The sequence below is a fragment of the Micromonospora sagamiensis genome (assembly GCF_014680085.1).
GTDB lineage: Bacteria > Actinomycetota > Actinomycetes > Mycobacteriales > Micromonosporaceae > Micromonospora > Micromonospora inyonensis.
The window spans coordinates 5335521-5360023 of record NZ_AP023438.1 but is presented as its reverse complement, the minus strand read 5'-3'; the positions used below and the strand labels follow the sequence as shown (position 1 = coordinate 5360023).

The 24503-nt window shown below is 74.1% G+C and carries 26 protein-coding genes and 1 riboswitch; of the genes, 3 read left to right on the top strand and 23 right to left on the bottom strand.

The window, feature by feature from the left end; translation table 11 throughout:
- Window positions 1-47: 47 nt before the first annotated feature.
- Together argJ and argC are read right to left on the bottom strand one after the other, a co-directional pair.
- Window positions 48-1220 (bottom strand): bifunctional glutamate N-acetyltransferase/amino-acid acetyltransferase ArgJ, encoded by a 1173-nt coding sequence (argJ, locus tag IGA62_RS23695; protein ID WP_145818801.1) that lies wholly within the window; start codon window positions 1218-1220, stop codon window positions 48-50.
- On the bottom strand, window positions 1217-2221 hold the full coding sequence (gene argC / locus IGA62_RS23690) for an N-acetyl-gamma-glutamyl-phosphate reductase (RefSeq protein WP_145818802.1): 1005 nt from the start codon (window positions 2219-2221) through the stop codon (window positions 1217-1219). Before argC ends, argJ begins: the two co-directional genes overlap by 4 nt.
- A 317-nt stretch (window positions 2222-2538) precedes the next feature.
- Between argC and IGA62_RS23685 the strand changes: the two genes are divergently transcribed.
- The gene (locus IGA62_RS23685) at window positions 2539-2994 is read left to right on the top strand and encodes a SitI3 family protein (RefSeq protein ID WP_145818803.1); all 456 of its coding nucleotides are present in this window, start codon (window positions 2539-2541) and stop codon (window positions 2992-2994) included.
- A 68-nt stretch (window positions 2995-3062) separates the two neighbouring features.
- On the opposite strand, the gene pheT is transcribed toward IGA62_RS23685, so the two are convergent.
- From pheT to rpe, 17 genes are all read right to left on the bottom strand, one after another.
- Window positions 3063-5609: a phenylalanine--tRNA ligase subunit beta gene (gene pheT / locus IGA62_RS23680; RefSeq protein WP_145818804.1), complete on the bottom strand. Its 2547-nt coding sequence runs from the start codon at window positions 5607-5609 to the stop codon at window positions 3063-3065.
- 42 nt (window positions 5610-5651) lie between these two features.
- Window positions 5652-6728: a phenylalanine--tRNA ligase subunit alpha gene (gene pheS, locus IGA62_RS23675; protein WP_145818805.1), complete on the bottom strand. Its 1077-nt coding sequence runs from the start codon at window positions 6726-6728 to the stop codon at window positions 5652-5654.
- 165 nt (window positions 6729-6893) lie between these two features.
- Complete coding sequence (locus IGA62_RS23670) at window positions 6894-7775, bottom strand: TrmH family RNA methyltransferase (RefSeq protein WP_145818806.1); 882 nt, start codon at window positions 7773-7775, stop codon at window positions 6894-6896.
- Window positions 7776-7806: 31 nt separating this feature from the next.
- Complete coding sequence (gene rplT, locus IGA62_RS23665) at window positions 7807-8199, bottom strand: 50S ribosomal protein L20 (protein ID WP_088984921.1); 393 nt, start codon at window positions 8197-8199, stop codon at window positions 7807-7809.
- 35 nt (window positions 8200-8234) lie between these two features.
- On the bottom strand, window positions 8235-8429 hold the full coding sequence (gene rpmI / locus IGA62_RS23660) for a 50S ribosomal protein L35 (protein WP_026267805.1): 195 nt from the start codon (window positions 8427-8429) through the stop codon (window positions 8235-8237).
- A gap of 19 nt (window positions 8430-8448) precedes the next feature.
- Window positions 8449-9054: a translation initiation factor IF-3 gene (infC, locus tag IGA62_RS23655; protein ID WP_091462720.1), complete on the bottom strand. Its 606-nt coding sequence runs from the start codon at window positions 9052-9054 to the stop codon at window positions 8449-8451.
- 328 nt (window positions 9055-9382) lie between these two features.
- Window positions 9383-9844 (bottom strand): PH domain-containing protein, encoded by a 462-nt coding sequence (locus IGA62_RS23650; RefSeq protein WP_186499921.1) that lies wholly within the window; start codon window positions 9842-9844, stop codon window positions 9383-9385.
- A gap of 60 nt (window positions 9845-9904) precedes the next feature.
- Complete coding sequence (locus tag IGA62_RS23645; RefSeq protein ID WP_145818807.1) at window positions 9905-10903, bottom strand: DMT family transporter; 999 nt, start codon at window positions 10901-10903, stop codon at window positions 9905-9907.
- Window positions 10900-11745 carry an ATP phosphoribosyltransferase gene (gene hisG, locus IGA62_RS23640; protein WP_091462722.1) on the bottom strand — a complete coding sequence of 282 codons (846 nt, stop codon included), beginning with the start codon at window positions 11743-11745 and terminating at the stop codon, window positions 10900-10902. The genes IGA62_RS23645 and hisG overlap by 4 nt, the downstream gene beginning before the upstream one ends.
- A 50-nt stretch (window positions 11746-11795) precedes the next feature.
- On the bottom strand, window positions 11796-12059 hold the full coding sequence (locus IGA62_RS23635; protein ID WP_091462723.1) for a phosphoribosyl-ATP diphosphatase: 264 nt from the start codon (window positions 12057-12059) through the stop codon (window positions 11796-11798).
- Window positions 12060-12182: 123 nt separating this feature from the next.
- Entirely contained in the window at window positions 12183-12683 is a 501-nt protein-coding gene (ribH, locus tag IGA62_RS23630; RefSeq protein ID WP_145818808.1) for a 6,7-dimethyl-8-ribityllumazine synthase, read from the bottom strand.
- Window position 12684: 1 nt separating this feature from the next.
- A complete protein-coding gene (locus IGA62_RS23625) occupies window positions 12685-13950 on the bottom strand; it encodes a bifunctional 3,4-dihydroxy-2-butanone-4-phosphate synthase/GTP cyclohydrolase II (protein WP_145818809.1) in 1266 nt (421 codons plus the stop codon).
- Complete coding sequence (gene pnuC / locus IGA62_RS23620) at window positions 13947-14648, bottom strand: nicotinamide riboside transporter PnuC (protein ID WP_145818810.1); 702 nt, start codon at window positions 14646-14648, stop codon at window positions 13947-13949. The genes IGA62_RS23625 and pnuC overlap by 4 nt, the downstream gene beginning before the upstream one ends.
- A complete protein-coding gene (locus tag IGA62_RS23615) occupies window positions 14648-15259 on the bottom strand; it encodes a riboflavin synthase (RefSeq protein WP_190289202.1) in 612 nt (203 codons plus the stop codon). The genes pnuC and IGA62_RS23615 overlap by 1 nt, the downstream gene beginning before the upstream one ends.
- Window position 15260: 1 nt before the next feature.
- Complete coding sequence (gene ribD / locus IGA62_RS23610; protein ID WP_190289304.1) at window positions 15261-16322, bottom strand: bifunctional diaminohydroxyphosphoribosylaminopyrimidine deaminase/5-amino-6-(5-phosphoribosylamino)uracil reductase RibD; 1062 nt, start codon at window positions 16320-16322, stop codon at window positions 15261-15263.
- A 145-nt stretch (window positions 16323-16467) separates the two neighbouring features.
- A riboswitch (FMN riboswitch) is annotated at window positions 16468-16641 on the bottom strand.
- Window positions 16642-16702: 61 nt separating this feature from the next.
- Window positions 16703-17689, bottom strand: a complete 987-nt coding sequence (locus IGA62_RS23605; protein ID WP_091462729.1) for a response regulator — start codon at window positions 17687-17689, stop codon at window positions 16703-16705.
- Between the two features lie 3 nt (window positions 17690-17692).
- Complete coding sequence (gene rpe, locus IGA62_RS23600) at window positions 17693-18373, bottom strand: ribulose-phosphate 3-epimerase (RefSeq protein WP_145818812.1); 681 nt, start codon at window positions 18371-18373, stop codon at window positions 17693-17695.
- A 188-nt stretch (window positions 18374-18561) separates the two neighbouring features.
- Here rpe and IGA62_RS23595 point away from each other — a divergent pair, with 188 nt between their 5' ends.
- Together IGA62_RS23595 and IGA62_RS23590 are read left to right on the top strand one after the other, a co-directional pair.
- Entirely contained in the window at window positions 18562-18897 is a 336-nt protein-coding gene (locus tag IGA62_RS23595) for a hypothetical protein (protein ID WP_145818813.1), read from the top strand.
- 192 nt (window positions 18898-19089) lie between these two features.
- Window positions 19090-19986, top strand: coding sequence for a septum formation family protein (locus IGA62_RS23590; protein ID WP_145818814.1), 897 nt, complete (start codon window positions 19090-19092; stop codon window positions 19984-19986).
- A 158-nt stretch (window positions 19987-20144) separates the two neighbouring features.
- Here the strand turns inward: IGA62_RS23590 and IGA62_RS23585 are convergent, their stop codons facing one another.
- Genes IGA62_RS23585 through IGA62_RS23570 form a run of 4 tightly spaced genes read right to left on the bottom strand, consistent with a single transcriptional unit; the run spans window position 20145 to window position 24479 of the window.
- Window positions 20145-21650: an RsmB/NOP family class I SAM-dependent RNA methyltransferase gene (locus IGA62_RS23585; protein WP_145818815.1), complete on the bottom strand. Its 1506-nt coding sequence runs from the start codon at window positions 21648-21650 to the stop codon at window positions 20145-20147.
- Entirely contained in the window at window positions 21647-22573 is a 927-nt protein-coding gene (gene fmt / locus IGA62_RS23580) for a methionyl-tRNA formyltransferase (protein ID WP_145822045.1), read from the bottom strand. Before fmt ends, IGA62_RS23585 begins: the two co-directional genes overlap by 4 nt.
- A 2-nt stretch (window positions 22574-22575) precedes the next feature.
- On the bottom strand, window positions 22576-23136 hold the full coding sequence (gene def, locus IGA62_RS23575) for a peptide deformylase (RefSeq protein ID WP_145818816.1): 561 nt from the start codon (window positions 23134-23136) through the stop codon (window positions 22576-22578).
- Between the two features lie 47 nt (window positions 23137-23183).
- The gene (locus tag IGA62_RS23570; RefSeq protein WP_145818817.1) at window positions 23184-24479 is read right to left on the bottom strand and encodes a cytochrome P450; all 1296 of its coding nucleotides are present in this window, start codon (window positions 24477-24479) and stop codon (window positions 23184-23186) included.
- Window positions 24480-24503 lie beyond the last annotated feature (24 nt).

Here is a 24503-nt window from a genome sequence, read left to right as displayed (position 1 = left end):
CTTTCCGTTCGCGACTGCGGGACTCCGCTCCGCTGCATTCCTCGCGCTCACGACGAGTAGGCCGAGTTCTCGTGCACGTACGCGTGGGACAGGTCGTTGGTCCAGACGGTGGCCTGGTCGCCGCCGGCGTGCAGGTCGATCCGGATGGTGACGTCGCGACCGGTCAGGTCGACCTTCGAGCGGTCCTCGGCGGCGGCCCCGCCCCGGCACACCCAGACGCCGTTGACGGCGACGTCGACGCCGTCCGGCTCGAAGGCGGCGGCGGTGGTGCCGACGGCGGCGAGGATCCGTCCCCAGTTCGGGTCGTTGCCGAACAGCGCGGTCTTGACCAGGTTGTTCCGCGCGACCGCGCGGCCCACCTCGACCGCGTCGTCGGAGTCGGCCGCGCCGACCACCTCGATGGCGATCTGCTTGGTGGCGCCCTCGGCGTCGGCGAGGAGCTGCTGGGCCAGGTCGTGGCAGGCGGCGGTGACCGCGGCGGTCAGCTCCGCTTCGGTCGGCTCGATACCGGAGGCGCCGCTGGCCAGCAGGAGCACGGTGTCGTTGGTGGACATGCAACCGTCCGAGTCGACCCGGTCGAAGGTGACCCGGCAGGCGGCGCGCAGCGCGGCGTCGAGCGCGTCGGGGCCGGCGACCGCGTCGGTGGTGAGCACGCAGAGCATGGTCGCCATGGCCGGGGCGAGCATGCCCGCGCCCTTGGCCATCCCGCCGACGGTCCAGCCGGTGCCCCGGATGACCGTGGTCTTCGGTCGGGTGTCGGTGGTCATGATCGCCTCGGCGGCGTCGTCCCCACCGTCCCGGGAAAGTCCCCGGATCGCCGCCCGCACCCCGGTGAGCAGCTTCGGCATCGGCAGCCGCTCGCCGATCAGCCCGGTGGAGCAGACCGCCACGTCGCCCGCGCCGAGCCGCAGGCGAGGGCTGGCCGAGGTGAGCGCGGCGGCGGTGTGCTCGGCGGTGGCGTGGGTGTCCTGGAAGCCGGCCGGGCCGGTGCACGCGTTCGCGCCGCCCGAGTTGAGCACCACCGCGCGGACCACGCCGCCCCGGACGACCTGCTGGCTCCAGAGCACGGGGGCGGCCTTGACCCGGTTGGCGGTGAACACCCCGGCCACGGTGGCGTCGGGACCGTCGTTGACGACGAGGGCGATGTCGGAGGCGCCGCTGGTCTTGAGCCCGGCGGCGACGCCGGACGCCCGGAACCCCCGGGGCGCGGTGACGGTCATGGCGCGATCCCCCAGACGGAGAGGCCGGTGGTCTCGGGCAGGCCGAGCATCAGGTTGGCGCACTGCACCGCCTGGCCGGCCGCGCCCTTGCCGAGGTTGTCGATCGCGCTGACCACGATCACCCGACCGGTGTCGACGTCCCGGGTGGCCTGGAGGTGACAGGAGTTGGAGCCGAGCGTGGCGGCGGTGTGCGGCCAGCGCCCCTCGGGCAGCAGATGCACGAAGGGCTCGTCCGCGTACGCCTCGGCGAGCACCGCGCGCGGGTCCACGTCGGCGGTGGCCGGCACGGCGGTGACCGTGGCGAGGATGCCGCGCGGCATCGGCGCGAGGACCGGGGTGAAGCTCAGCCCGGTCGCGCCGCTGGCCTGCTTGATCTCGGGCACGTGCTGGTGCGCGCCGACCTTGTAGGGCGAGAGGTCGCCCATCACCTCGCTGCCCAGCAGGTGGGACTTGGCCGCCCGGCCGGCGCCGGAGGTGCCGGAGGCGGCGACCACGACCACGTCGGCGGGCGAGACCGCCCCGGCGGCGACCAGCGGCGCGAGCGCGAGGGTGGTGGCCACCGCGTAGCAGCCGGTGGCGGCGACCCGGTCGGCGGCGGCGATCGCCGCGCGCTGGCCGGGCAGCTCGGGCAGGCCGTAGACCCAGGTCCCGGCGTGCGGGCCGCCGTAGTACCGCTGCCAGGCGGCGGCGTCGGCCAGCCGGTGGTCGGCCCCGAGGTCGACCACCTTGGCCGTGGGGGGCAGCGTGGCGGCCAGCGCCGCCGACTCGCCGTGCGGCAGGGCCAGGAAGACCAGGTCCGCGTCGGCCAGGGCCGCCGGGTCGGTGACGGCGAGGGTCAGGTCCAGCCCGGCCAACTGCGGGTGTACGGCGACGACCGGCTGGCCCGCCTGGCTGTGCGCGGTGGCGGCGACGAGGTCGAACTCCGGGTGCCCCGCGATCAGGCGCAGCAGCTCGCCACCGGCGTAGCCGCTCGCCCCCGCGACCGCGATTCGGATACCCATACCCACCTCCGCATGACTATGCATTCAGGCTAGCAGGGGCGAGATCCGGATCGCAAATTCATACGGAGCACTGCATGAACCACCACACGCGGATGCGGGACGCACGGTGGGCAGCCGAGGCGGCAGGCGGCGGTTGGGGACGGCGGCCCTCCGGCACTCGGAGGACGTACCCCTGGTCGGTCAGGATGTCGGCGGCGTCTTTCTCGTAGGAGACCGCCGACGCCAGGAACCGGACGGCGAGGTCGGCCGGCTGACCGGGGAGCGAATCCTGTCGAATGGCGAGATCGTCCGGATGCGTCGAGGGAGGGCAGCACCACGTGGCCATCGAATACCGTCTGGTCCTCGCCGGCGACCTCGCCGCCGAGCAGCTCGCCGATCGGGCCTTTCCGTGCCCGGCCGACCGGGCGGCGTTCACGCCGTACGGCGCAGGGCTGGGAGCGGATCTCCACGACCGGTACGGGTTCACGGTCAGCGTCACGGTCGGCCGCAACGGCTACGTCGGCGCGGAGGCCGACGACGGGCAGTGGGAGTGGGAACCGGACCCCTACGCCCGGCTCAGCCTCCGGATGGACAAGGAGACCCTGGTCGAGCAGGGCATCCCGAACATGCTCGACGTGGTGACCCGGGTGCTCCGCTCCACCACGCAGGACGCCGCCCTCGTGGCCAACGCCGACCATCTGCTGCTGGTCCGCAAGCACGGCGTCGTCCGCAAGCACCACCGGTCCATGTGGTGGGACCACTACCCCTTCGCCAACCCGGCCATCCCCGGCTGACCGGCTCGGGTGCCTGCAGGGGCCCCCTGCTCCGCAAAAAGCGGTAACAAGGGACCCCTGCTACCACCTCAGGCGCCGCGCAGGGTCGCGCCGAAGCGGGATGCCGCAGTGGCGACCGCCGCGTCGCGGGCGGCCACCGCCTCCTCGACGGTCAGGGTGCGGTCGGGGGCCCGGAAAGTGAGCTTGTACGCCAGGGACTTGCGTCCCTCACCGAGCTGCGCCGAGGCGTACACGTCGAACAGCCGGACCGACTCCAGCAGTTCGCCGGCCCCCTCGACGAGGGCTTGACGCACCTCGTCGGCCGGGACGGTGTCGTCCACCACCAGCGCCACGTCGATCAGCGCGGGCGGGAATCCGGAGACGGTCGGCGCCGGGACGATCCCGGCCACCGGCACCGCGTCCAGGTTCAGCTCCATCGCGGCGGTCCGCCGGGGCAGTTCCAGCATGGCCAGCACCGACGGGTGCAGCTCACCGGCGTACCCGACGACGGTGTCGTCGACCAGCAGCTGCGCGCAGCGCCCCGGGTGCCAGGGGGCGTACCCGGCGGCGCGCACGCCCACCCGGTGCGCGTCGATCCCGGCGGCGGCGAGCACCGTCCGGCCGGCCTCGACGGCGTCCGCCCAGCTCGCCGGTCGCCCGGCCCCCCACCAGCCGGCCGGTTCGACGTCCCCGGCCAGCACGACGGCCACGTGCCGGGGCTGGGCCGGCAGGGTCGCGTCGGCGGCGGCGAACTCGGCGTCGGAGGGACGCTGCTCGACCCCCATCGCCGGCGACGGGCCGGCGTCCGGACGCGGGTGGAAGACCAGCCCGGTCTCGTAGAGGGCCAGGTCCCGGTGACCCCGGCCGATGTTGCGCTTCAAGATGCCCAGCAGCGGGCCGAGCAGCGTGGTGCGCAGCAGCGGCTCCTCCTCCGACAGCGGGTTGGCCAGCCGCACCGCGACCCGACGCGGGTCGTCGGCGGGCAGGCCGAGTTGGTCGGCGAGGTCAGGGGTGACGAACGGGTGCGCGAGCACCTCGACGTACCCCTGCTCGGCCAGGGCCCGGGCGACCGCCCGGTGCCGCCGCTGGGCGGGGGTGAGCCCTCGACCGGGCGGAGCGGGCGGCAGGACCGACGGGACGCGGTCGTACCCGTCGAGGCGGACCACCTCCTCGACCAGGTCCGCCGGGTCGGTCAGGTCGGGTCGCCAGGTCGGCGGGACGACGCTGAGCACGGCTGAGCCACCGGCGGCCACCCCGACCGTGCCCGGGTCCTCCCCGAGCCGGTCGACGCCCTGGGTCACGGTGCAGCCGACCTGCTCCAGCAGGGCGACCACCCGGGCCGGCGGGTAGTCCACGCCGACCCGCCGGGTCGGCAGGTCGGCCGGCAGGCTCACCGGGGTGGACGGCCGGACGTGGTCGATGTCGAGGATCTCCGCGTCGGCGGTGCCGCCGCCGTACTCGGTGAGCAGCCGCACCGCCCGCTCGATGGCGACCAGCGGCAGCGCCGGGTCGACGCCGCGTTCCCACCGCTTCGCCGCCTCGCTGAACAGCTTGTGCCGGCGGGCGGTGCGCCCGACCATCACCGCGTCCCAGTGCGCGGCCTCGAAGAGCACGGTGGTGGTGCCGGCGACCACCTCGCTGGTCTCGCCGCCCATCACCGCGGCAAGGGAGATCGGACCGGTCTCGTCGCAGATGACCATGTCCTCCCCGGCCAGGCTGCGGGTCGCCCCGTCCAGCGTGGTGAGCTTCTCCCCCGGCTCGGCCCGGCGTACCACAAGTGCGCCGACGAGCCGGTCGGCGTCGAAGGCGTGCATCGGCTGGCCCAGCTCGAGCATCACGTAGTTGGTGATGTCGACCGGCAGCGAGATGCTGCGGATGCCGGCGACGGTGAGCCGGCGGCCCATCCACTCCGGGGTCCGGGCGGTCGGGTCGACGCCCCGGACCATCCGGGCGACGAACCGGTCGCAGCCCACCGGGTCACGCACCTCCACCGGGTACGCCGGACGCGACGTCCCGCCGGGCGCGGGCACCAGCCCCGGATCGCGGAACGGCACCCCGAAGGCGTGCGACAGCTCGCGGGCGACGCCCCGGACCGACATCTGGTAGCCCCGGTCAGGAGTGATCTCCAGCTCGACGACCACGTCGTCGAGCCCGACCACCGGGCGCGCGTCGTCGCCGGGCTTGGCCGGGTTGTCGGCGTCCAGCACGATGATGCCCGAGTGGTCGTCGCCGAGGCCCAGCTCCTTCGCCGAGCAGATCATGCCGTGGGAGTTACGGCCGTACGTCTTCCGGGCGCCGATGGCGAACCCACCGGGGAGCACGCCACCGGGGAGGATCACCACGACCCGGTCGCCCGGGGCGAAGTTGCGCGCCCCGCAGACGATCTCCTGCAACTCGCCGGTGCCGTTGGCGTCGCCGACGTCGACCAGGCAGAACCGGATCGGCTTCTTGAAGCCGGTGAGCTCCTCGATCTCGCGGACCTCACCGACGACCAGCGACCCGGTGACCGTGGCCCGCAGGTCCACCAGGGACTCGACCTCGATGCCGAGGTCGACCAGGGCCTGCTCCAGGTCGGCCGGGTCGAGGTCGGCGGGCAGGTCGACGTACTCCCGCAGCCAACTGACTGAAACTCGCATGCCTCTAGACCACCGTCTCCGTGTCTCGTTCCCGCATTCCCGCTACGCCCCGGTGCCGAACGCGCGGGTGAACCGCACGTCGCCCTCGGCCATGTCCCGCAGATCGCTGACCCCGTGCCGGAACATAACGGTCCGGTCGATGCCCATGCCGAACGCGAACCCGGAGTAGACCTCCGGGTCGATGCCGCAGGCCCGCAGCACCCGCGGGTTGACCATGCCGCAGCCGCCCCACTCGACCCAGCGCGGCCCGTCCCGGTGCTCCGGGAACCAGACGTCGAACTCGGCGGACGGCTCGGTGAACGGGAAGTAGTGCGGCCGGAAGCGGGTCCTCGCGCCCTCGCCGAACATCGCCCGGGCGAAGTGGTCGAGGGTGCCGCGCAGGTGGGCCATGGTGATGCCCCGGTCGACCACGAGCCCCTCGACCTGGTGGAAGACCGGCGAGTGGGTGGCGTCGAGTTCGTCGGTGCGGTACACCCGGCCGGGCACCACCACGTAGATCGGAGGCTTGCGGGTGAGCATGGACCGGGCCTGCACCGGCGAGGTGTGCGTCCGCAGCACCTGCCCCTGGCCGGGAGCGTCGGTGCCGGTGACGTGGAAGGTGTCCATCAGTCCCCGGGCGGGGTGGTCGGGGCCGATGTTGAGCGCGTCGAAGTTGGTCCACTCCAGCTCGACCTCGGGGCCCTCGGCCACCTCGTAGCCCATCCCGACGAAGAGGTCGCTGATCTGCTCCATCAGGGTGCTGATCGGGTGGCGCGCGCCCCGGGGCCGCCGGTCGTAGGGAAGGGTGACGTCCACCCGCTCCTCGACGAGCACCCGCGCGGCCCGCTCCCGCTCCAGGATCTCCAGCCGGGCGGCGTAGGCCGTCTCGATGCCCCGGCGGGCCTCGTTGACCCGCTTGCCGGCGTCGGACTTCGCGGCCGGCGGCAGGGCGCCGATCTCCCGGCGGGCCAGCGATACCGGGGACCGGTCACCGAGGTGCGCGGGGCGCAGCGCGGTCAACGCGTCCGGGTCGGCGGCGTCGGCGAACGCCTTCTCGGCATCGGCCACGGCGGCGGCCAGGGCGGCCGGGTCGAGCAGGGCGACCTGCTTCGGGTCGTACGGATCGTTGCGATAGGTCATGGCGTACGGGCACTCCCTCACGGCGGCGCCGCCCTCCCGGGACGGCCAGGCGAGTCTACGGACGCACGGCTGTGCCGCAGCCCGCCGGTGGGAGGGACGCGCGGAGCAGTCAGGCCCGCCGCCCGCCGACACCGGCGGGCTGGCTAAACGAACGCCGAGGCGCGTTCACGGGCGGACGCTCTCCTTCGCGGAGGATCCCCGCACGGGGGATCGCTGTGCTTTCGCTGAAGCGTACAGGCAGACGGCAGCCGCCGCAGCCAGGTTCAGGCTCTCCGCGCGGCCGTGCAACGGCACCCGGACCCGGGCGTCGGCGGCGTCGGTCAGCTCCCCGGGCAGGCCGTGCGCCTCGGAGCCGAAGAGCCATGCGGTGGGGGCGGCGAGCCGGCCGGCGTCGGCGAGGTCGTCGAGGTCGCTGTCGCCGTACCCGGTGGTGGCCAGGACGGTGAGTCCGGCGGCGCGGAGCGCGCCGACCACCTCGCCGGGGTCGGTGGCGCGGACCACGTCGACGTGGAAGAGGCTCCCGGCGGAGGCCCGCACGCACTTGCCGTTGTACGGGTCGACGGTGTCCCCGGCGAAGACCACCACCTGCGCCCCGGCGGCGTCGGCGGTGCGCAGCACGGTGCCGGCGTTCCCGGGATCCCGGATGCCAGCGAGCACCGCGACCAGCCGGGGAGCCGTGGCGAGCGCCCGGTCGAGGGGGACGTCCAGGTGGCGGCAGACCGCGACCAGCCCCTGCGGGGCGACGGTCTCGGCGAGGACGCCGATCGCCTCCTCGGTGACCTCGGAGACCGGCACGTCGGCCGTGGCGGCACGGGCGGCGAGGTCGCGGTGGCGGTCGAGGGCGGCCGGGGTGCCGAAGAGTTCGACCACCAGGCCGGGCCGGGTCAGGGCCTCCCGGACGGCCTGCGGCCCCTCGGCGAGGAAGCGTCCGGTGGCGTCCCGGTCACGGCGGCGGTGCAGCCGACGGGCGGCGGCCACCCGGGGGGTGCGTGGGGTGAACGGACCCGGGACGGCGTCGAGGCGCCTCCCGTGCGCAGGTGATGGCATGGGAGACGCCTCGATGACCGGATGCGGTGGATCAGGCGGCCTGAGCCGCCGCGCCACCGGTGCCCTCGGCCGCCACGGCGGCGCGGGCGACCTCGACGATGGCGGCGAACGCCGTCGCGTCGTTGACGGCCAGGTCGGCCAGGATCTTGCGGTCGACCTCGACGCCGGCCAGCCGGAGCCCCTGGATCAGCCGGTTGTAGGTCATCCCGTTGGCACGGGCACCGGCGTTGATCCGCTGGATCCAGAGCTGCCGGAAGTCGCCCTTGCGGTCACGACGGTCCCGGTAGGCGTACTGCATCGAGTGCAGCACCTGCTCCTTGGCCTTGCGGTACAGGCGGGAGCGCTGGCCGCGGTAACCGCTCGCGGTCTCCAGCAGGGTACGACGCTTCTTCTGGGCGTTCACAGCCCGCTTGACGCGTGCCATTCAACTACTCCTTACTAGTGGTCAAGTGGCGCGCGTCAGCGGCCGAGCAGCTTCTTGATTCGCTTGACGTCAGCCTTGGCCAGCTCGACCGTGCCGGTCAGCCGCCGGGTCTGGGTGGAGGGCTTCTTCTCCAGGTTGTGGCGCAGCCCGGCCTGCTGGGCAACGATCTTGCCCTTGCCGGTCACCTTGACCCGCTTGCCCATACCCGTGTGGCTCTTCATCTTCGGCATGTGAAACGTCTCTCCCCTGTTACTCGCCGGTCGTACCGGCGGGCTCGGCCGCTTCGGCCGGTGGTGCCTCGGCGGCACCGGCCTCCCGCTCCCGCGGTGCGCCGGTCCGGGCTGCCGTGGCGGCGGCCTTGGTGGCACGGTGCGGAGCGAGAACCATGATCATGTTTCGACCGTCCTGCTTCGGAGCGGCCTCGACGTACCCCAGTTCCGAGATCTCCGACTCGAGCCGGCGCAGGAGCCGGTAACCCAGCTCCGGGCGGCTCTGCTCGCGACCACGGAACATGATCGTCACCTTGACCTTGTCGCCGGCCTTGAGGAACCGCACCACGTGACCCTTCTTGGTCTCGTAGTCGTGCGGGTCGATCTTCGGCCGGAGCTTCATCTCCTTGATGACGGTCTGCTGCTGGTTACGCCGCGCTTCGCGCGCCTTGAGTGCGCTCTCGTACTTGAACTTGCCGAAGTCCATGAGCTTGCACACCGGCGGGCGCGCCATCGGCGCAACCTCGACCAGGTCCAGGTCGACGTCCGCGGCCAGCTGCAGGGCGCGCTCCAGCGGGACGATGCCCACCTGCTCACCCTCAGGGCCGACCAGTCGGACCTCACGTGCCCGGATCTGCTCGTTCACGCGTGGTTCGACGCTGATGGGGCCTCCTCGAGTCCGTTCTCCTGTTGGCCGACCCCGTGGTCCCCGGATGGGAACCGACCCGGAAAGCAGAAGGCCCCGGCGCATGCCAGGGCCCGCTCGACCGGTCGGCACGATCACATGATCGCGCATCCGGCACCGGGATGCACCCGGAACCGGTGACCGGACCCGGCCGCCGTCGCGGGCGACTCGGGTGGGAGCAGGCGCTCCACTTCAGGGCTGCTCACATTTACACACGGGCAGCCTGGTCGACAGAGTCACACTACACCCCCGTCGGGGTACCGCCCAAATCGCCCCGCCGGCCGAGGGCTCAGCCCTGGGCCAGGGTGGCCTGGCGGGCCCGGTGCAGCCGGCGCAGGGCGCGCACCCCGTCCACCGCCAGCTCCTTGTCCGCCGCCTGGAGGGCCACCATCGGCAGCAGGTCGTCGTCGTACAGCTCCAGGCTCGCCCAGGGCGCCCCCCGATCGAACCGGACGTTGCGGACGACCTCCCAGGGCAGCTCGTACGAGCCGATGATGTTGCGCACCCGGACGCCGTGCGCGTCGGCCTCGACCCGTGGTCGGGTGAAGAGCAGGGCACCGAGCGCGAAGAGAACGCCCAGGCCGATCATGGCCAGCTGGTCACCCCGCTGGAAGGTTCCGTAGCCGAACCCGGTCGGGCCGTGCAGCGAGGTGGCCACCAGGCTGAAGACCACCACCAGGGCGACGGCCGAGGACCAGCAGACCACCCGGATCCGGCGGGGACGCAGGCGCACCAGGTCGGAATCGCTCACCCCACCAGTCTGCCATCCGACTGCGGCGCCACCCGCGCAGCCGTGCACCGCGTCGGGCGATCAGTGTCGCCGGTCCGTCGCCGGGGGACGGTCCCCGGCGGCCACGGCACCGGTCCCGGGCCCCGCACCCACCGTCGGCCGCGTCCCGCGCACTCGCCCACCCCGGCCGGCCACCACGGCGGCGAGCAGGGTGAGCACCGCGCCGGCCAGCACCGGCAGCCGCAGCCCCGCGCCGCCGGGCAGCAGCGCGTCGAGGAGCAGGGAACCGCCGAGCTGCCCGCCGACCAGCACCAGACCGGTGCGCAGCACGCCGACCGACCGCACCCCGACCAGCAGGGCGACCACGATGGTCACCCCGAGCAGCCCGCCGGTCCAGAGGTACCAGTCGGCTGGCCAGCTCGCCGGGGGTCGGAGGAGGCTGCCGGCGACCGCCGCGGCGGTGAACACCCCCGCCGTGCTCACCGCGAAGTTGACCGCGGTGCTGGCGCCGGTGCCGACGGCGGCGGCGACCCGGCCGTTGAGCGCGGACTGGAGAGCCACCCCCAGTCCACCGGCCACGGCGAGCAGGACCGGACCGACGGCCAGCTCCCCCACCGGACGACCGAGCTGGGCCAGGGTGACCGCCGCCAGGCCGAGCAGCGCGCCGGCCACCCGGGGGCCGGTCAACGGCAGCCGCCCCACCGGGGCGAGACCGGCCCGGTCCGCGGCGAGCCCGCCGAGGCTGCCCCCGGCGACCTGGGCGATGGTGAAGGCCGCCACCCCGAGCACCGGTACGACGTACGTGGCGACCACGACGATCGTCGCGCCCCCCAACCCACCCAGGTACGACCACCAGGGCAGCCGGGCGGCGCGCAGGCCACGCAGCCCGGTCCGGATCGACGGCCAGGTCAGCAGGGCGAGCAGGACGAGCACGCTGCCGCCGAGGTTGTTGACGACCGCGCCGAGCACCGGGTCACCGGCCCGCTCCCCGAACTCGGCGTTGATCACGCCCTGGGCCGCCGAGGCCACCCCGCCCAGCGCCACCAGGGCGAGGGCGACCGTCGGCGGCAGCGATCTCACAGCCGGCAGGCGTGAATGTTGGTGACCAGGATGGCCCGCGCGCCCACCTCGTACAGCTCGTCCATGATCCGGTGCACCTCGTCGCGGGCCACCATGGCCTGCACGGCGACCCAGCCCTCCCGGTGCAGCGGGGAGATGGTCGGCGACTCGATGCCCGGGGTGAGCGCACTGGCCCGCTCCAGCAGGTTCGCCGGCACGTCGTAGGCGAGCATCACGTACCGGCGGGCGACCAGGACCCCGTGCAGCCGGTGCAGCAGCTGGTCGGCCTGGGCGCAGCCGGGGGCACCGGTGCGGCGGACCAGCACCGCCGCCGAGCGCAGCAGCGGCTCTCCGAAGACCACCAGACCGGCCTGGCGCAGGGTGGCCCCGGTGGAGACGACGTCGGCGACCACGTCGGCGACCCCCAGCCGGACGGCGTTCTCCACCGCCCCGTCGAGGCGGATCACCTCGGCCTGCACACCCAGGTCGGCGAGGTACCGCTCGACCAGGCCCGGGTAGGCGGTGGCGACGCGGTGCCCGCCCAGCTTCTGCACCGAGTCGATGTCGTCGGGGCGGGCGGCGAACCGGAAGGTGGCCCGGCCGAAGTTCAGGTCGACCACCTCCTCGGCCGGCGCGCCGGAGTCGATCAGCAGATCCCGGCCGGTGATGCCGAGGTCGAGGTCACCGGAACCGACGTAGGTGGCGATGTCCTTCGGACGCAGGTAGAAGAACTCGACGTCGTTGCCCTCGTCCCGGCAGACCAGGTCCTTGGCGTCGGTACGCTGGCGGTAGCCCGCCTCGCGCAGCATCTGGGCGGCCGGTTCGGCCAGGGTGCCCTTGTTGGGAACGGCGACACGCAGCATGACGGAGTGCTCCTTATCTCGATCGTGACGCAACCGGTCGGGTGGGGCACTCACAGATGTCGGTAGACGTCCTCGAGGTCGAGACCACTGGCGAGCATCAGCACCTGGACCTGGTAGAGCAGCTGGGAGATCTCCTCGGCGGTCCGCTCCGGCCCCTCGTGCTCGGCGGCCATCCACGACTCGGCCGCCTCCTCGACGACCTTCTTGCCGATGAAGTGGACACCCCGCTCGAGCGCGGCGACCGTGCCCGACCCCGGGGTGCCGGCGGCGGCCTTGGCCTGCAGCTCGGCGAACAACTCCTCGAACGTCTTCACGGGAGCCGATTCTTCCAGCCGCGCCGGCCGACCGGGTGGCCCGGGTCCCGGGCGGGTCGCCTCGGCCCCGCCGGGACCCGTACCGCCGTCAGCCGGGCGGGGTCGGCCGCCGACCCCGAGCCGTCAGCGGCCGAACCCGAGCCGGTGGCCGTTGGCGGCGTCCAGCCCTCGGATGGCCAGCGCCGCGTCCAGGGCGGCGACCGTGGCCGACCAGCCCTTGTCCTCCGCCGAGCCGGGCAGCCCGGCCCGGTCCCGGGCCTGCTCGACGGTGTCGACGGTGAGCACCCCGTGGGCGACCGGCTTTCCCTCGTCCAGGGCGACCCGGGTCAGCCCGTCGGTCACCGACCGGCAGACGTAGTCGAAGTGGGCGGTCGCGCCGCGCACCACCACGCCGAGGGCGACCACCACGTCGCAGCGGCGGGCCAGCGCCTGCGCCACCACCGGCAGTTCGACCGAGCCGGCGACCCGGGCGACCACGGCCCGGGCCCCGCACGCCTCGGCGGCCGCCACCGCCCGGTCGCACATGTGGTCGGTGAGGTCGCCGTGCCAGCGGGCCGCGACCACGCCCACGGTCAGGCCGGCCGCGTCCACCACGCTCGCCCCGGGTTCGCCGAATCCCGCCATCTCAGGCTCCGATCTCGTCGGCCGTGGCCACCCGGCGCAGCGGCGTCTCGGTGACCTCGTCCAGTTCGTCGAGGAGGTGTCCCATCCGGTCCCGCTTGGTCCGCAGGTAACGCACGTTCTCCGGGTGCGGACGGATGGGAAGTCCCTCCCGGCCGGAGATGGTCAGGCCGTAGCCCTCCAGTCCGGCCCGCTTGGCCGGGTTGTTGGTCAGCAGCCGCATCGAGCGGACCCCGAGGTCGTAGAGGACCTGCGCGCCGGTGCCGTAGTCGCGGGCGTCGGCCGGCAGCCCCAGGTCGAGGTTGGCGTCGACGGTGTCCCGCCCGAGGTCCTGGAGCTGGTACGCCTGGAGCTTGTGCAGCAGGCCGATGCCGCGCCCCTCGTGGCCCCGGACGTAGAGCACCACGCCCCGCCCCTCCTGCGCGACCCGGGCCAGGGCGGCGTCGAGCTGCGGACCGCAGTCGCAGCGCAGCGAGCCGAGGACGTCCCCGGTCAGGCACTCCGAGTGCACCCGCACCAGCACGTCCCGGCCGTCGCCGATCTCGCCCATGACCAGGGCGACGTGCTCCGCGCCGTCGTGCTCGCTGCGGTAGCCCAGCGCCCGGAAGACTCCGTGCGCGGTGGGCATCCGGGCCTCGGCGACCCGCTCGACCTGCTTCTCCGTCCGCCGCCGGTGGGCGATCAGGTCGGCGATGGTGATCAGGGTGAGGGAGTGCTCCGCGCAGAACTTCTCCAGGTCCGGCAGGCGCATCATGGTGCCGTCGTCGTTGACCAGTTCGCAGAGGACCCCGGCCGGGCGCAGCCCGGCCAGCCGGGTCAGGTCGACGGCCGCCTCGGTGTGCCCGGGTCGGCGCAGCACCCCGCCCTCCCGCGCGCGCAGCGGCACCACGTGCCCGGGGCGGGCCAGGTCGGCCGGGCTGGTCGCGGCGTCGGCGAGCAGCCGGATGGTGTGTGCGCGGTCGGCCGCGGAGATCCCGGTGCTGACCCCCTCCCGGGCGTCCACGGTGACCGTGTAGGCGGTGCCGCGCCGGTCCTGGTTGGTGTGGTGCATCGGCGGCAGGTCCAGCCGGTCGCACTCGCCCTCGGTCAGCGGCACGCAGATGTAGCCGGAGGTGTGGCGGACCATGAACGCGACCAGTTCCGGGGTGGCCTTCTCGGCCGCGAAGATCAGGTCGCCCTCGTTCTCCCGGTCGGCGTCGTCCACCACGACGACCGGCCGGCCGGCGGCGACATCCGCCACCGCCTGCTCGATGGTTCCGAACGTGGTCATACCGCAGCCTCCAGGTAGCTGTGCGGAACGGGATCGTGGGGCGCCCGCGCGGTCCTCGCCGAGGTGCGCCACCAGCTGGCGAAGCCCCAGGCGCAGAAGAGCCCGTAGAACAGGTACATCGCGGCGGAGGGGTAGAAGCCACCGCGCAGCAGCAGGGGCACACCCACCGCGTCCACCGCGATCCAGACCAGCCAGAACTCGACCCAGCCGCGGGCCATGCCGTAGGTGGCGAGCAGGCTGCCGACCAGGATCCAGGCGTCCGGCAGCGGCCCCCAGGACCCGAGCGCGGCGAGCACCGGGTACGCCACGGCGGTGCCGAGCACGGCCACCGCCAGCATCCGCAGCCGCTCCCGGCCGGTGGCCCAGCGGGGGACGACCGCCGCGCCGTCCGGCGCGCCGCCGAGCCGGCGGGTACGCGACCACCGCCACCAGCCGTAGCAGCTCACCGCGAAGAAGAAGACCTGCCGGCCGGCCTGCCCGTAGAGGTCGTGCGCCTGCGGGGTGGTGAAGACCCCGCCGAGGAAGACGGTCAGCAGCAGGGCGTTGCCGACCATGCCGACCGGCCAGGCCCAGACCAGTCGGCGCAGCCCCAGCAGCGCCGAGGCCAGCCCGAAGACGTTGCCGACGACCTCCCGGACCAGCACCGGTGAGCCGGCCACCTCGACCTGGGCGGTGAGCAGCCACGCCAGCGGCCCCATCAGCGGGCTCCGCCGGTGAACCGGTCGCCGAGCAGTCGCTCGACGTACTTGGCGAGCACGTCCACCTCGAGGTTGACCGGGTCACCGGGGCGCCGTACCCCGAGGGTGGTCAACGCGAGGGTGGTCGGGATCAGCCCGACGGCGAACCAGTCGTCGCCGACGGACGCGACGGTCAGCGAGACCCCGTCGACGGTGATCGAGCCCTTCTCCACCACGTACCGGGCCAGGCCGGCGGGGAGGCGGAAACGGACCGTCTCCCACTTCTCGGCCGGTTCCCGGTCGAGCAGCTCGCCGACCCCGTCGACATGCCCCTGCACCAGGTGTCCGCCGAGCCGGCTGCCGAGCGCGGCGGCCCGCTCCAGGTTGACCCGGTCACCGGGGCGCAGCGCGCCCAGCGCGGAGCGACGCAGGGTCTCCCCCATCACGTCGGCGGTGAAGACGTCCCCGTCGACCTCGACCACGGTCAGGCAGACGCCGTTGACCGCGATGGAGTCGCCGTGCCGGGCGTCCGAGACGACCAGCGGGCCGCGGACGGCGACCAGCGCCGAGTCGTCCCCGGTCTCGGTCACCCGGACGACCTCGCCCAGCTCCTCGACGATGCCGGTGAACATGTCAGCCCTCCCTCTTCCGGGGCAGCGCGGTGATCCGCAGGTCGGGTCCGACCTGCGTGCTGTCGACGATCTCCAGGTCGATGGCCTCGTCGATGGTGTGCACGCCGGCGTCGCGGACCGCGGACGGCCCCGCCCCGAGCAGCCGGGGCGCGAGATAGCCGACGACCCGGTCGACCAGGCCGGCGGCGAGGAAGCCACCGGCGAGGCGGGGTCCCCCCTCCAGCAGGACCGCCCGGACCCCGCGCCGGTGCAGCGTGGTGAGCAGGGCCGGCAGGTCGACCCGGCCGTCCGGGCCCGCGCCGACCTCGGCGGCGGTGGCGATCCAGGTGTCGGCGGCGGCGTCGCGGACCCGGGCGTCGAGGGGGGTACGCCCCGCGCTGTCCACCACCACCCGCAGCGGCTGCCGGATGGCGAGAGTGCCGTCGCGCAGGTTGCGCACGGTCAGCCGGGGGTCGTCGGCCAGTACGGTGCCGACCCCGACGACGATCGCGTCCACGGTGCCGCGCAGCGCGTGCACGTCCATCCGGGCCGCCTCGGAGGTGATCCACATGCTGGTGCCGTCCTCGGCGGCCGAGCGCCCGTCGAGCGTGGCGGCGTACTTCCAGATCACGTACGGCCGGCCCCGGCGCGTCGAGGTGAGCCAGGCGATGTTGCCGGCCTCGGCCTCGTCGGCGCGTACCCCCAGCTCGACGGAGACACCGGCGGCCCGCAACGTGCTCGCGCCGCCGGAGGCGACCGGGTTGGGGTCGGGCACGGCGACGACCACCCGGGCCACCCCGGCCCGGATCAGCGCGTGGGTGCAGGGGCCGGTGCGGCCGGTGTGGTCGCAGGGTTCCAGGGTCACCACGGCGGTGCCGCCCTTCGCCCGGTCGCCGGCCTGTGCCAGCGCGACGATCTCGGCGTGCGGCCCCCCGGCGTAGGCGTGGAAGCCCTCCCCGACGATCTCGCCGTCCGGGTCGAGAAGCACGCACCCGACCACCGGATTGGGGCTGGTGGTGCCCAGGCCCCGGGCGGCCAACGCGATCGCGCGTCGCATCGCCTCGTCGGTGGAGACGCCGGCCATCGCCTGCCCCTGCTCTCTCGCGCGGGTCGACACGCGGGCGGGGTGGGAGGCGGGCATGCGGCGGCGGAGCCGGGAACGGCGGAGCCGACCCGGCAGGCCCGGAGGGCAGCCGACAGCGATGGCCGGCACCGGGCCTGTCCGTCCCGCGCGCTGTCTCCCATCCGGACTGTCTGGGCGCGGGATTGCCCGCCCCCAACCGTCGGCCCCGGAATCTCACCAGGTCCACCGGGCGGCCGAGGCCGACCGGGTCGCGGGCTGACCACGGCTCGGGCCGTGGATCACCGCCGGTTCGGAATTACACCGAGTCCCGCCAGCGCGTGGTGGGTACGTGGGAAGTCTTACACGTCGACCGGGGGTGTCCGCCACCCCGGCGAGCTACCTCACAGCTTCGGAGGGTTTCCCGTGGGGCGGTCGGGGAGGCCCCGCCGCCGGTCCACCGCCACGTACGACCCGGGCTGGCTCTTGGCCACCGTCTTCATCTCGGAGGCGACCGCGATCGCCTCGAGGGGGTCGGTGAAGCGCTTCCGGCTGTCGGAGAGGGAGACCCCGATGGAGAGGGTGACCAGGGCGGCCCTACGGATGTTGCCGCGCCGGTCCTTCAGTTCGACGTAGCCGCGTTCGGCGTCGACGGGGTCGTACAACTTGTCGGCGGAGGTCTCGAAGTCGACCACCGCGCGGGAGGTGAGCGGGCGTACCTGCTCGGGGGTGCAGACGATCACGAAGTCGTCGCCGCCGACGTGGCCGAGGAAGGCCGGCGGGAGTCCGAGCGACACCACCGCCCGGTGCAGGCTGCGGGCCAGCGCCGAGATGAAGTCGTCACCGCGGACGAAACCGTACCGGTCGTTGACGCTCTTGAACCGGTCGATGTCGATGTAGCCGACGGCGTAGTCGGTGCCGCTGCGCACCCGGTCGCTGATCTCCCGGCGGATCCGGCTGTTGCCCGGCAGCCCGGTCAGCGGGGAGACCTCGCGGAACTCCTTGTTACGGCGCAGGGTGGAGCTGACCCGGGCCACCAGCTCGGCGGTGTCGAACGGCTTGACCAGGTAGTCGTCGGCCCCAGCGCTGAGGCCGTGCACCTTGTCGACGGTCATCCCCTTGGCGGTCAGCATGATCACCGGCAGGGCGGAGGTCATCGGGTCGGCGCGCAGCCGTCGGGTCAGCTCCAGGCCGTCGATGCGGGGCATCATCAGGTCCACCACGGCCAGGTCGGGACGGGCTCGCTCGATCACCTCGAGCGCCTCCTGCCCGTCGGCGGCGTGGATCACCTCGAAGCCGTGCAGCCGGAGGTTGAACTCGACGAACCGGGCGATGTCCTCGTCGTCGTCGACGACGAGGATGACATCGGGGCGCTCACCGGCGGGCTCCACGGGTCAGACCCCGGCTGCCGCGCGTCCCGCCAGGGCACGCAGGCGACGTACCGCCTCGGCCGGGTCGTCGGCGCCGTAGACGGCCGTGCCGGCGACGAACGCGTCCGCGCCGGCCTCGGCGGCCTGCGCGATGGTGTCTGCGGCGATCCCCCCGTCCACCTCGATGCGCAGTTCCAGGTGACCGGCGGCGACGTGCCGGCGGGCGGTGCGGACCTTGTCGAGCAGCTGCGGGATGAACCGCTGCCCGCCGAACCCGGCCTTGATCGTCATGATCAGCAGGGTGTCGAAGCTGGGCAGGATCTCCAGGTACGGCTCGATCGGGGTGTCCCGGTCGATGGCCAGGCCGGCCTTCGCCCCGGCCGAGCGCAGGTCCCGCGCCAGCTCGACCGGGTTGTCGCAGGCCTCGGCGTGGAAGGTGACGTTGTACGCCCCGGCGTCGGCGTACCCGGGGGCCCAGCGCCGTGGATCGGTGATCATGAGGTGCACGTCGAACGGCAGCGCGGTCACCGCCCGCAGGCTCTGCACCACGGGCAGCCCGATGGTCAGGTTGGGCACGAAGTGGTTGTCCATCACGTCCACGTGCAGCCAGTCCGCGGCGTCTTCCACGGCGCGCACCTCGTCGGCGAGGCGGGCGAAATCGGCGGCGAGGATGCTGGGCGCGATGATCGGGGGCGGTACGGTCACCCGGCCAGTGTACGAACGCACCCGACACTCCCTGGCACCGCGCCACCACCGACCACCTCGCGGGACCGGCCGGCACCACCCACCGTCCGACCGGGACGGTCGGTACGCGCGACCGAGAACGGTGCCGTAGGCTCCCGCGCCGTGGCCCGCCCGGCACCGGGACGGGCGGAGGCCGGAAGGGCGGATCGATGCGGCGGTGGTGGAGGGCGTGTGCCCTGGGCGGGGTGGCGGCACTCGCCCTGGCCGGCTGCGCATCGGCCGGGAAGGCCACCGCCGGCGACCAGACGAAGCAGCCCTCACCCGGACCGGCGGTCTTCCAGCCGCAGGACGACACCTGCCATCCCTTCGACCAGGAGATCCTCGACGCGCTCGGCTTCCGGTCCCGGGCACTCGTCCACCACCCCTACGAGCCGGAGTGGCGCAACGGCGACCGGGGCGTGCGGTGTTTCCTGTGGCGGGAGAAGCCGCTGACCCGGTCGGTCCGGGACGGCGGGACGACGGCCCTCCCCGTCCGGATCGGCTGAGCGCCCGGTCCGCCGGCACCGTGCCGCACCGCACGGTGACCGCTCGTCACCTCGTCCCCGGGCCGGCGTCACCGACCGTCCCACGGGGACGGTCGGTCCCCGCGCGACTGGTACGGGTGCCGTATGCTCCTGCGCCGTGGCCCGCCCCGAACGCCGGGGCGGCGTCGACGGACGGTACGGGGAGGACGGGTCATGCGACGGTGGTTGAGGGCGTGCGCTCTGGGTGGGGTGGCGGCGCTGGCGCTGGCCGGCTGCGGCGTGCCGGAGGGCACCGACGGCAACCTCGTCGACGACTGGGCGGGCCTGGCCGCGCCGAAGATCTTCCAGCCGGCACCCGAGACGTGCCACCCGGACGAGACGGAGGTCGGCTACCTCAGCTCGTACGGCCCGGTGCCCTGCGACCAGTCCCACGAGACGGAGACGGTGCACGTGGGCACGCTGCCCGCCGAGCACAGCGACCGCGCCACGCCCCCACCGGCCGGATCACCGGCCCGGCTGGCCGCGTACGGCGAGTGTGAGAAGGCGGCGAACCGGACGCTCGGCGCGGACTGGCGCTCGGGCCGGATCGCCCTGCACACCATCTTCCCGTCCGAGTACGGCTGGAAGGGCGGCGCGCGGTGGTTCCGCTGCGACGTCGCCGAGGTCAACCGCCTCGACGGTCCGGTCGTGAAGCCCCGGACGGGCAGCCTCAAGGGCGCGCTGGCCGCCGACTCCCCGCTCGCCCACCGCTGCTTCAACGTCAAGCTGGCCAACGACAAGGTCGACGACATGGCCGAGGTGGCCTGCACGACCCGGCACGACGCCGAGTTCGTCGGCGTCTACCCGGACACCGTCGACGACCACGCCGAACTGGTCAAGGGCAGCACGCGCGTCCACCGGCGGTGCCAGGCGATGGTCGCCAAGTACGCGAAGGTGCCCGACGACAGCAACCTCAAGTACCGGACCGGGACGATCTACTACCACCCCTCGCAGGAGGAGTGGAAGGACGGCAACCGCGGGATCCAGTGCTTCCTCTGGCTCAGTGACCGCAGCCTGAAGCGCTCGGTCAAGGGCGGCGGCACCAAGGCCCTGCCGATCCGCTACGCCTGACCGGACACCGCCGGTCCGACGCTCCCCGCGATCCGGAGCGTCGGGCCGGCACACCCGTTCCGGCGCACGGACCGACCCATCCGACCCGGCACCGGTCCGCCGGGGCGTTCCCGGAAGCCGGGGTGGGACCATCGGCCCCACCCCGATCGACGACCGGGTCAGCCGCGCCGCAGCACCGCGAGGAACATCGCGTCCGTGCCGTGCCGGTGCGGCCAGAGCTGCACCGTCGGCCCGGCCCCCAGGCCCGGCATACCCGCTGGCAGGAGCGGCCGGGCATCGACGAAGTCCACCGGCGCCCCGCAGCGCCGGGCCGCCTCGGTGACCGTCACGTGCGTCTCCACCACGTGCGGCGAGCAGGTGACGTAGGCGACCAGCCCGCCGGGACGCGTCGCGCGCAGGCCGGCGGTGAGCAGCTCCCGCTGGAGCCGGGTCAGCGGCGGCAGGTCCGACGGCTGGCGGCGCCAGCGCGACTCCGGCCGGCGACGCAGCGATCCGAGGCCGGTGCAGGGGGCGTCCACCAGCACCCGGTCGAAGTGCTCCTCCGGCAGCTTCGAGTCGGAGCCGACCGTCCGGCCGTCGGTGTGCAGCACGCTCACCGGCAGTCCACGGGTGGCCTGCTCGACCAGACGGGCCCGGTGCTCGGCCACCTCGACCGCGGTCACCCGCGCGTCGCGCTGGGCCGCGAGCGCGCCCAGCAAACCGGTCTTGCCGCCCGGGCCGGCGCAGAGGTCCAGCCAGCGGCCGTCCGCCCCGTCCAACGGGGCGGCGGTCAGCGCCGCCGCCACGAGCTGTGAGCCCTCGTCCTGCACGTGCGCCCGACCCTGCGCCAGCGCCGGCAGGTCACCCGGCGCGCCGCCGGACATGTACACCGCGTACGGCGAGAAGGCTCCCGGCGCGCCGCCGACCTCGTCGGCCAGCTCCGCCGGGTCGGCCCGCCCCGGCCGCGCGCACAGGTGCACCGGCGGGGGTTGGTTGTCCTCGATCAGCAGCCGGGTCGTCTCACCCAGGTCACCGCCGAGCGCCTCGGAGAAGGCCCGGACGATCCACTGCGGGTGGCTGTGGGCCAGCGCCAGGTGCCCGACCGGGTCGTCCGCCATCGACGGGGCGATCCGGTCGATCCAGGCGTCGGCGTCCCGGCCGGCGACCTCGCGCAACACCGCGTTGGCGAACCCGGTCGCGCCCGGACCGACCGCCCGGACCAGGTCCACCGTGGCGGAGACCGCCGCGTGGGCCGGCACCCGGGTGTGCAGGAGCTGGTACGCGCCGAGCCGCAGCGCGTCGCGCACCGGCGGGTCGATACGGTCCACGTCCCGGCCGGCGGCGTCGGTGAGGATGGCGTCCAGGGTGCCCAGCGCGCGCAGGGTGCCGTAGGTCAGCTCGGTGGCGAAGGCCGCGTCCCGGCCGTACAGCCCCGCGTCCCGCAGGATGGCCGGCAACACCAGGTTGGCGTACGCGTCGTCGCGGTGCACCGCCGCCACCGCCTCGTACGCGGCGTGACGCGGCCGGTCCACGACGTCGTGGCGGCCGGGCCGCCCGCCACCGCGCCGGTCGACCCCGCCCCGGCCGTCCCGTGGATCACGTCGGCGGTCGCCGCGCCCGGGCTCGACGCCCGGACCGGACCGGCGCGGCCGTGGGTACTCGGTCCGTTCCTCCGGCCCGGTCACGCGAACTCCTCGCCGGTGTCGACCCGGACGCCCCGCGCCCAGTCGGTGGCCGGCATCGGCTTCTTGCCGGCGGCGCGTACCTCGCCGAGCGACACCGGGGTGGTGGCCGTGCCGGCCAGCACCCGCCTGCGTTCCACGAGCAGTTCGCCGGGCTTCAGCTCCGCAGCGTCGGGCACCGGCCGCACCGGGCCGAGTTTGACCCGGTCGCCCCGGAAGGTCGTCCACGCGCCGGGGGCCGGGGTGCAGGCCCGGATCCGCCGGTCCACCGCGAACGCCGGCTCGGCCCAGCGGACCTGGGCGTCCTCGACGGTCAGCTTCGGGGCCAGGGACACCCCGTCGGCCGGCTGCGCAACGGCGCGGGCGGTGCCGTCGGCGATCGCGTCGAGCACCGCCACCAGCAGGCCCGCGCCCGACACGGCGAGCCGCTCCAGCAGGTCGCCGGAGGTGTCCTGCGGCCCGATCCGGTCGGTGAGGGTGCCGTAGACCGGGCCGGTGTCCAGCCCCTCCTCCAGTTGGAAGACGCTCGCGCCGGTCAGCTCGTCACCGTGCAGCACCGCGTGCTGCACGGGGGCCGCGCCCCGCCAGGCGGGCAGCAGCGAGAAGTGCAGGTTGATCCAGCCGTGCCGGGGGATCTCCAGCGCGGCCGGCGGCACCAGCGCGCCGTAGGCGACCACCGGGACGCAGTCCGGGGCGAGTGCGCGGAGCCGGTCGAGGAACTCCGGTTCGCGCGGGCGGGCCGGGGTGAGCACCTCGACGCCGTGCGCGTCGGCCCACGCGCCGACCGGGGAGCGGGACAGCCCGCGTCCGCGTCCGGCCGGGGCGTCCGGGCGGGTGACCACGGCGACCAGCTCGTGCCCGGAGGCGGCGACCGCCTCCAGGGCGGGGACGGCGACGGCCGGCGTGCCGGCGAAGACCAGGCGCACGGTCACCGCCCCAGACCGAACGGGCTGGCGGCCCCGTGCGGGTTCACCTTGACCACCGGCGGCGCGGCGGCGTCGTACCACTCGGCCTGGCGGATCGCCTTCATCGCCTCCTTGCGCCCGGCGGCGTCCAGCCGGTCGATGAAGAGGACCCCGTCGAGGTGGTCGGTCTCGTGCTGCACACAGCGCGCCATCAGGCCGGTGCCGACGATCTGCATCGGGTCGCCGTAGGCGTTGAACCCCTTGGCGATCACGTTCTGCCGGCGCTTGGTGTCGAAGTAGAGCCCGGGGATGGAGAGGCAGCCCTCGGGGCCGTCCTGCTCCTCGGAATCCGGGAACTCCAGCACCGGGTTGACCAGGTGCCCGAGGACGTCGTCGACGTCGAAGGTGAACACGCGCAGGCCCACCCCGAGCTGCGGGGCGGCGAGACCGGCCCCGCCCTGCTCCCGCATCGTGTCGGTCAGGTCGGCGACGAGCTTGCGCAGCTCGACGTCGAAGTCGACCACCGGATCGGCCGGCGTGCGCAGCACCGGATCCCCGAACAGACGGATGGGCTGGACGGTCACGCGGGGTGGCTCCTTCGTCGACGGGACGGAACTCGTGCCGTACCAGTCTACGGAGTGCCCGAGCCGGCTCCGGTCGGCGTACCGCGTTCCCCGGCCGGCACGGGCACCACCACCCGGTGATGCTGATCGGCGTCCACGGTCACCGGCAGCGTGGCGTAGCCGCGCAGGGTCAGCCGGGTCCGGTGCCGGGGCTCGCCGGCCAGTGCCAGGCCGGGCAGCTCGCGCAGCAGCAGTGGGAAGGCGACCTGCGCCTCCAGTCGGGCCAGCGCCGCCCCCAGGCAGTAGTGCGGTCCCCCGCCGAAGGAGAGCGGCTGGTTGTGCGGCCGGGTCGGGTCGAAGCGGCTCGGCTCGGCGAACCGCTCCGGATCGCGGTTGCCCGCGCCGAGGAGCAGCAGCACCCGGCCACCGGCCGGCACCGGCACCCCGCCCGGGGTGACCGGGACGGTGGCCTTCCGGCTGGTGACCTGCACCGGGGAGTCGATGCGCAGCAGTTCCTCCACGTACTCCCCGGCGAGGGCGGGGTCGTCGCGCAGGGCGGCGGCGTGCCGGGGGTGCCGCAGCAGCACCACCAACCCGTTGCCGAGCAGGTTGGTGGTGGTCTCGAAGCCGGCGGCCAGGAGGATCACCAGGTTGGCCAGGAGTTCGTCGCCGGTGAGCCGCCCGGCCTCGGCGTCGTGCGCCTGGACCAGCGCGGTGGTCAGGTCGTCGGCGGGGGCCCGGCGACGGGCCTCGACCAGGTCCCGGAAGTAGTCGCGCAGCGCCACCGCGCCCCGGTCGGCGACGGCCAGCTCCGCGTCGGAGATCTCCGGCTCCAGGACGGCGGCGAAGTCGACGGTCCACCCCCGGAAGGCCTCCCGGTCAGCCTCCGGTACGCCGAGCAGGGCGCAGATCACCCCGATCGGCAGCGGATAGGCGAACTCGTCCATCACGTCGAGGGTCGCGCCGTCCCGGCCCCGCCGCGCCATCTCCGCGACCAGCGCGGTCGCCTGGGCGGTGACCACGTCGCGCATGGCGGCGACCCGGCGGGGGGTGAAGGCCCCGGCGACGAGTTGCCGCATCCGGCCGTGGTCGGGCGGGTTGGCCCGCAGCATCGAGCCCGTGAGGGAGGCGACGGCAGGGCTCTCCGCCCAGCCGGCCACCGGGTGCTGCGTCAGCTCCTCGTGGGTCACCTCGTAGCGGGGATCGCGGAGCACCTCGTCGATGGCGGCGTACCCGGTGGCCACGTACAGGCCCGGGGCGATCTCGACGACCGGCCCGTGGGCGCGCAGCCGCTCGTACGCCGGATAGGGGTCGACACGTCCCTGCGGGGAGAACAGATAAGCCATCGCATCGGCAGCGTCCACGGCGAACCTCCATCGACGGGCGTA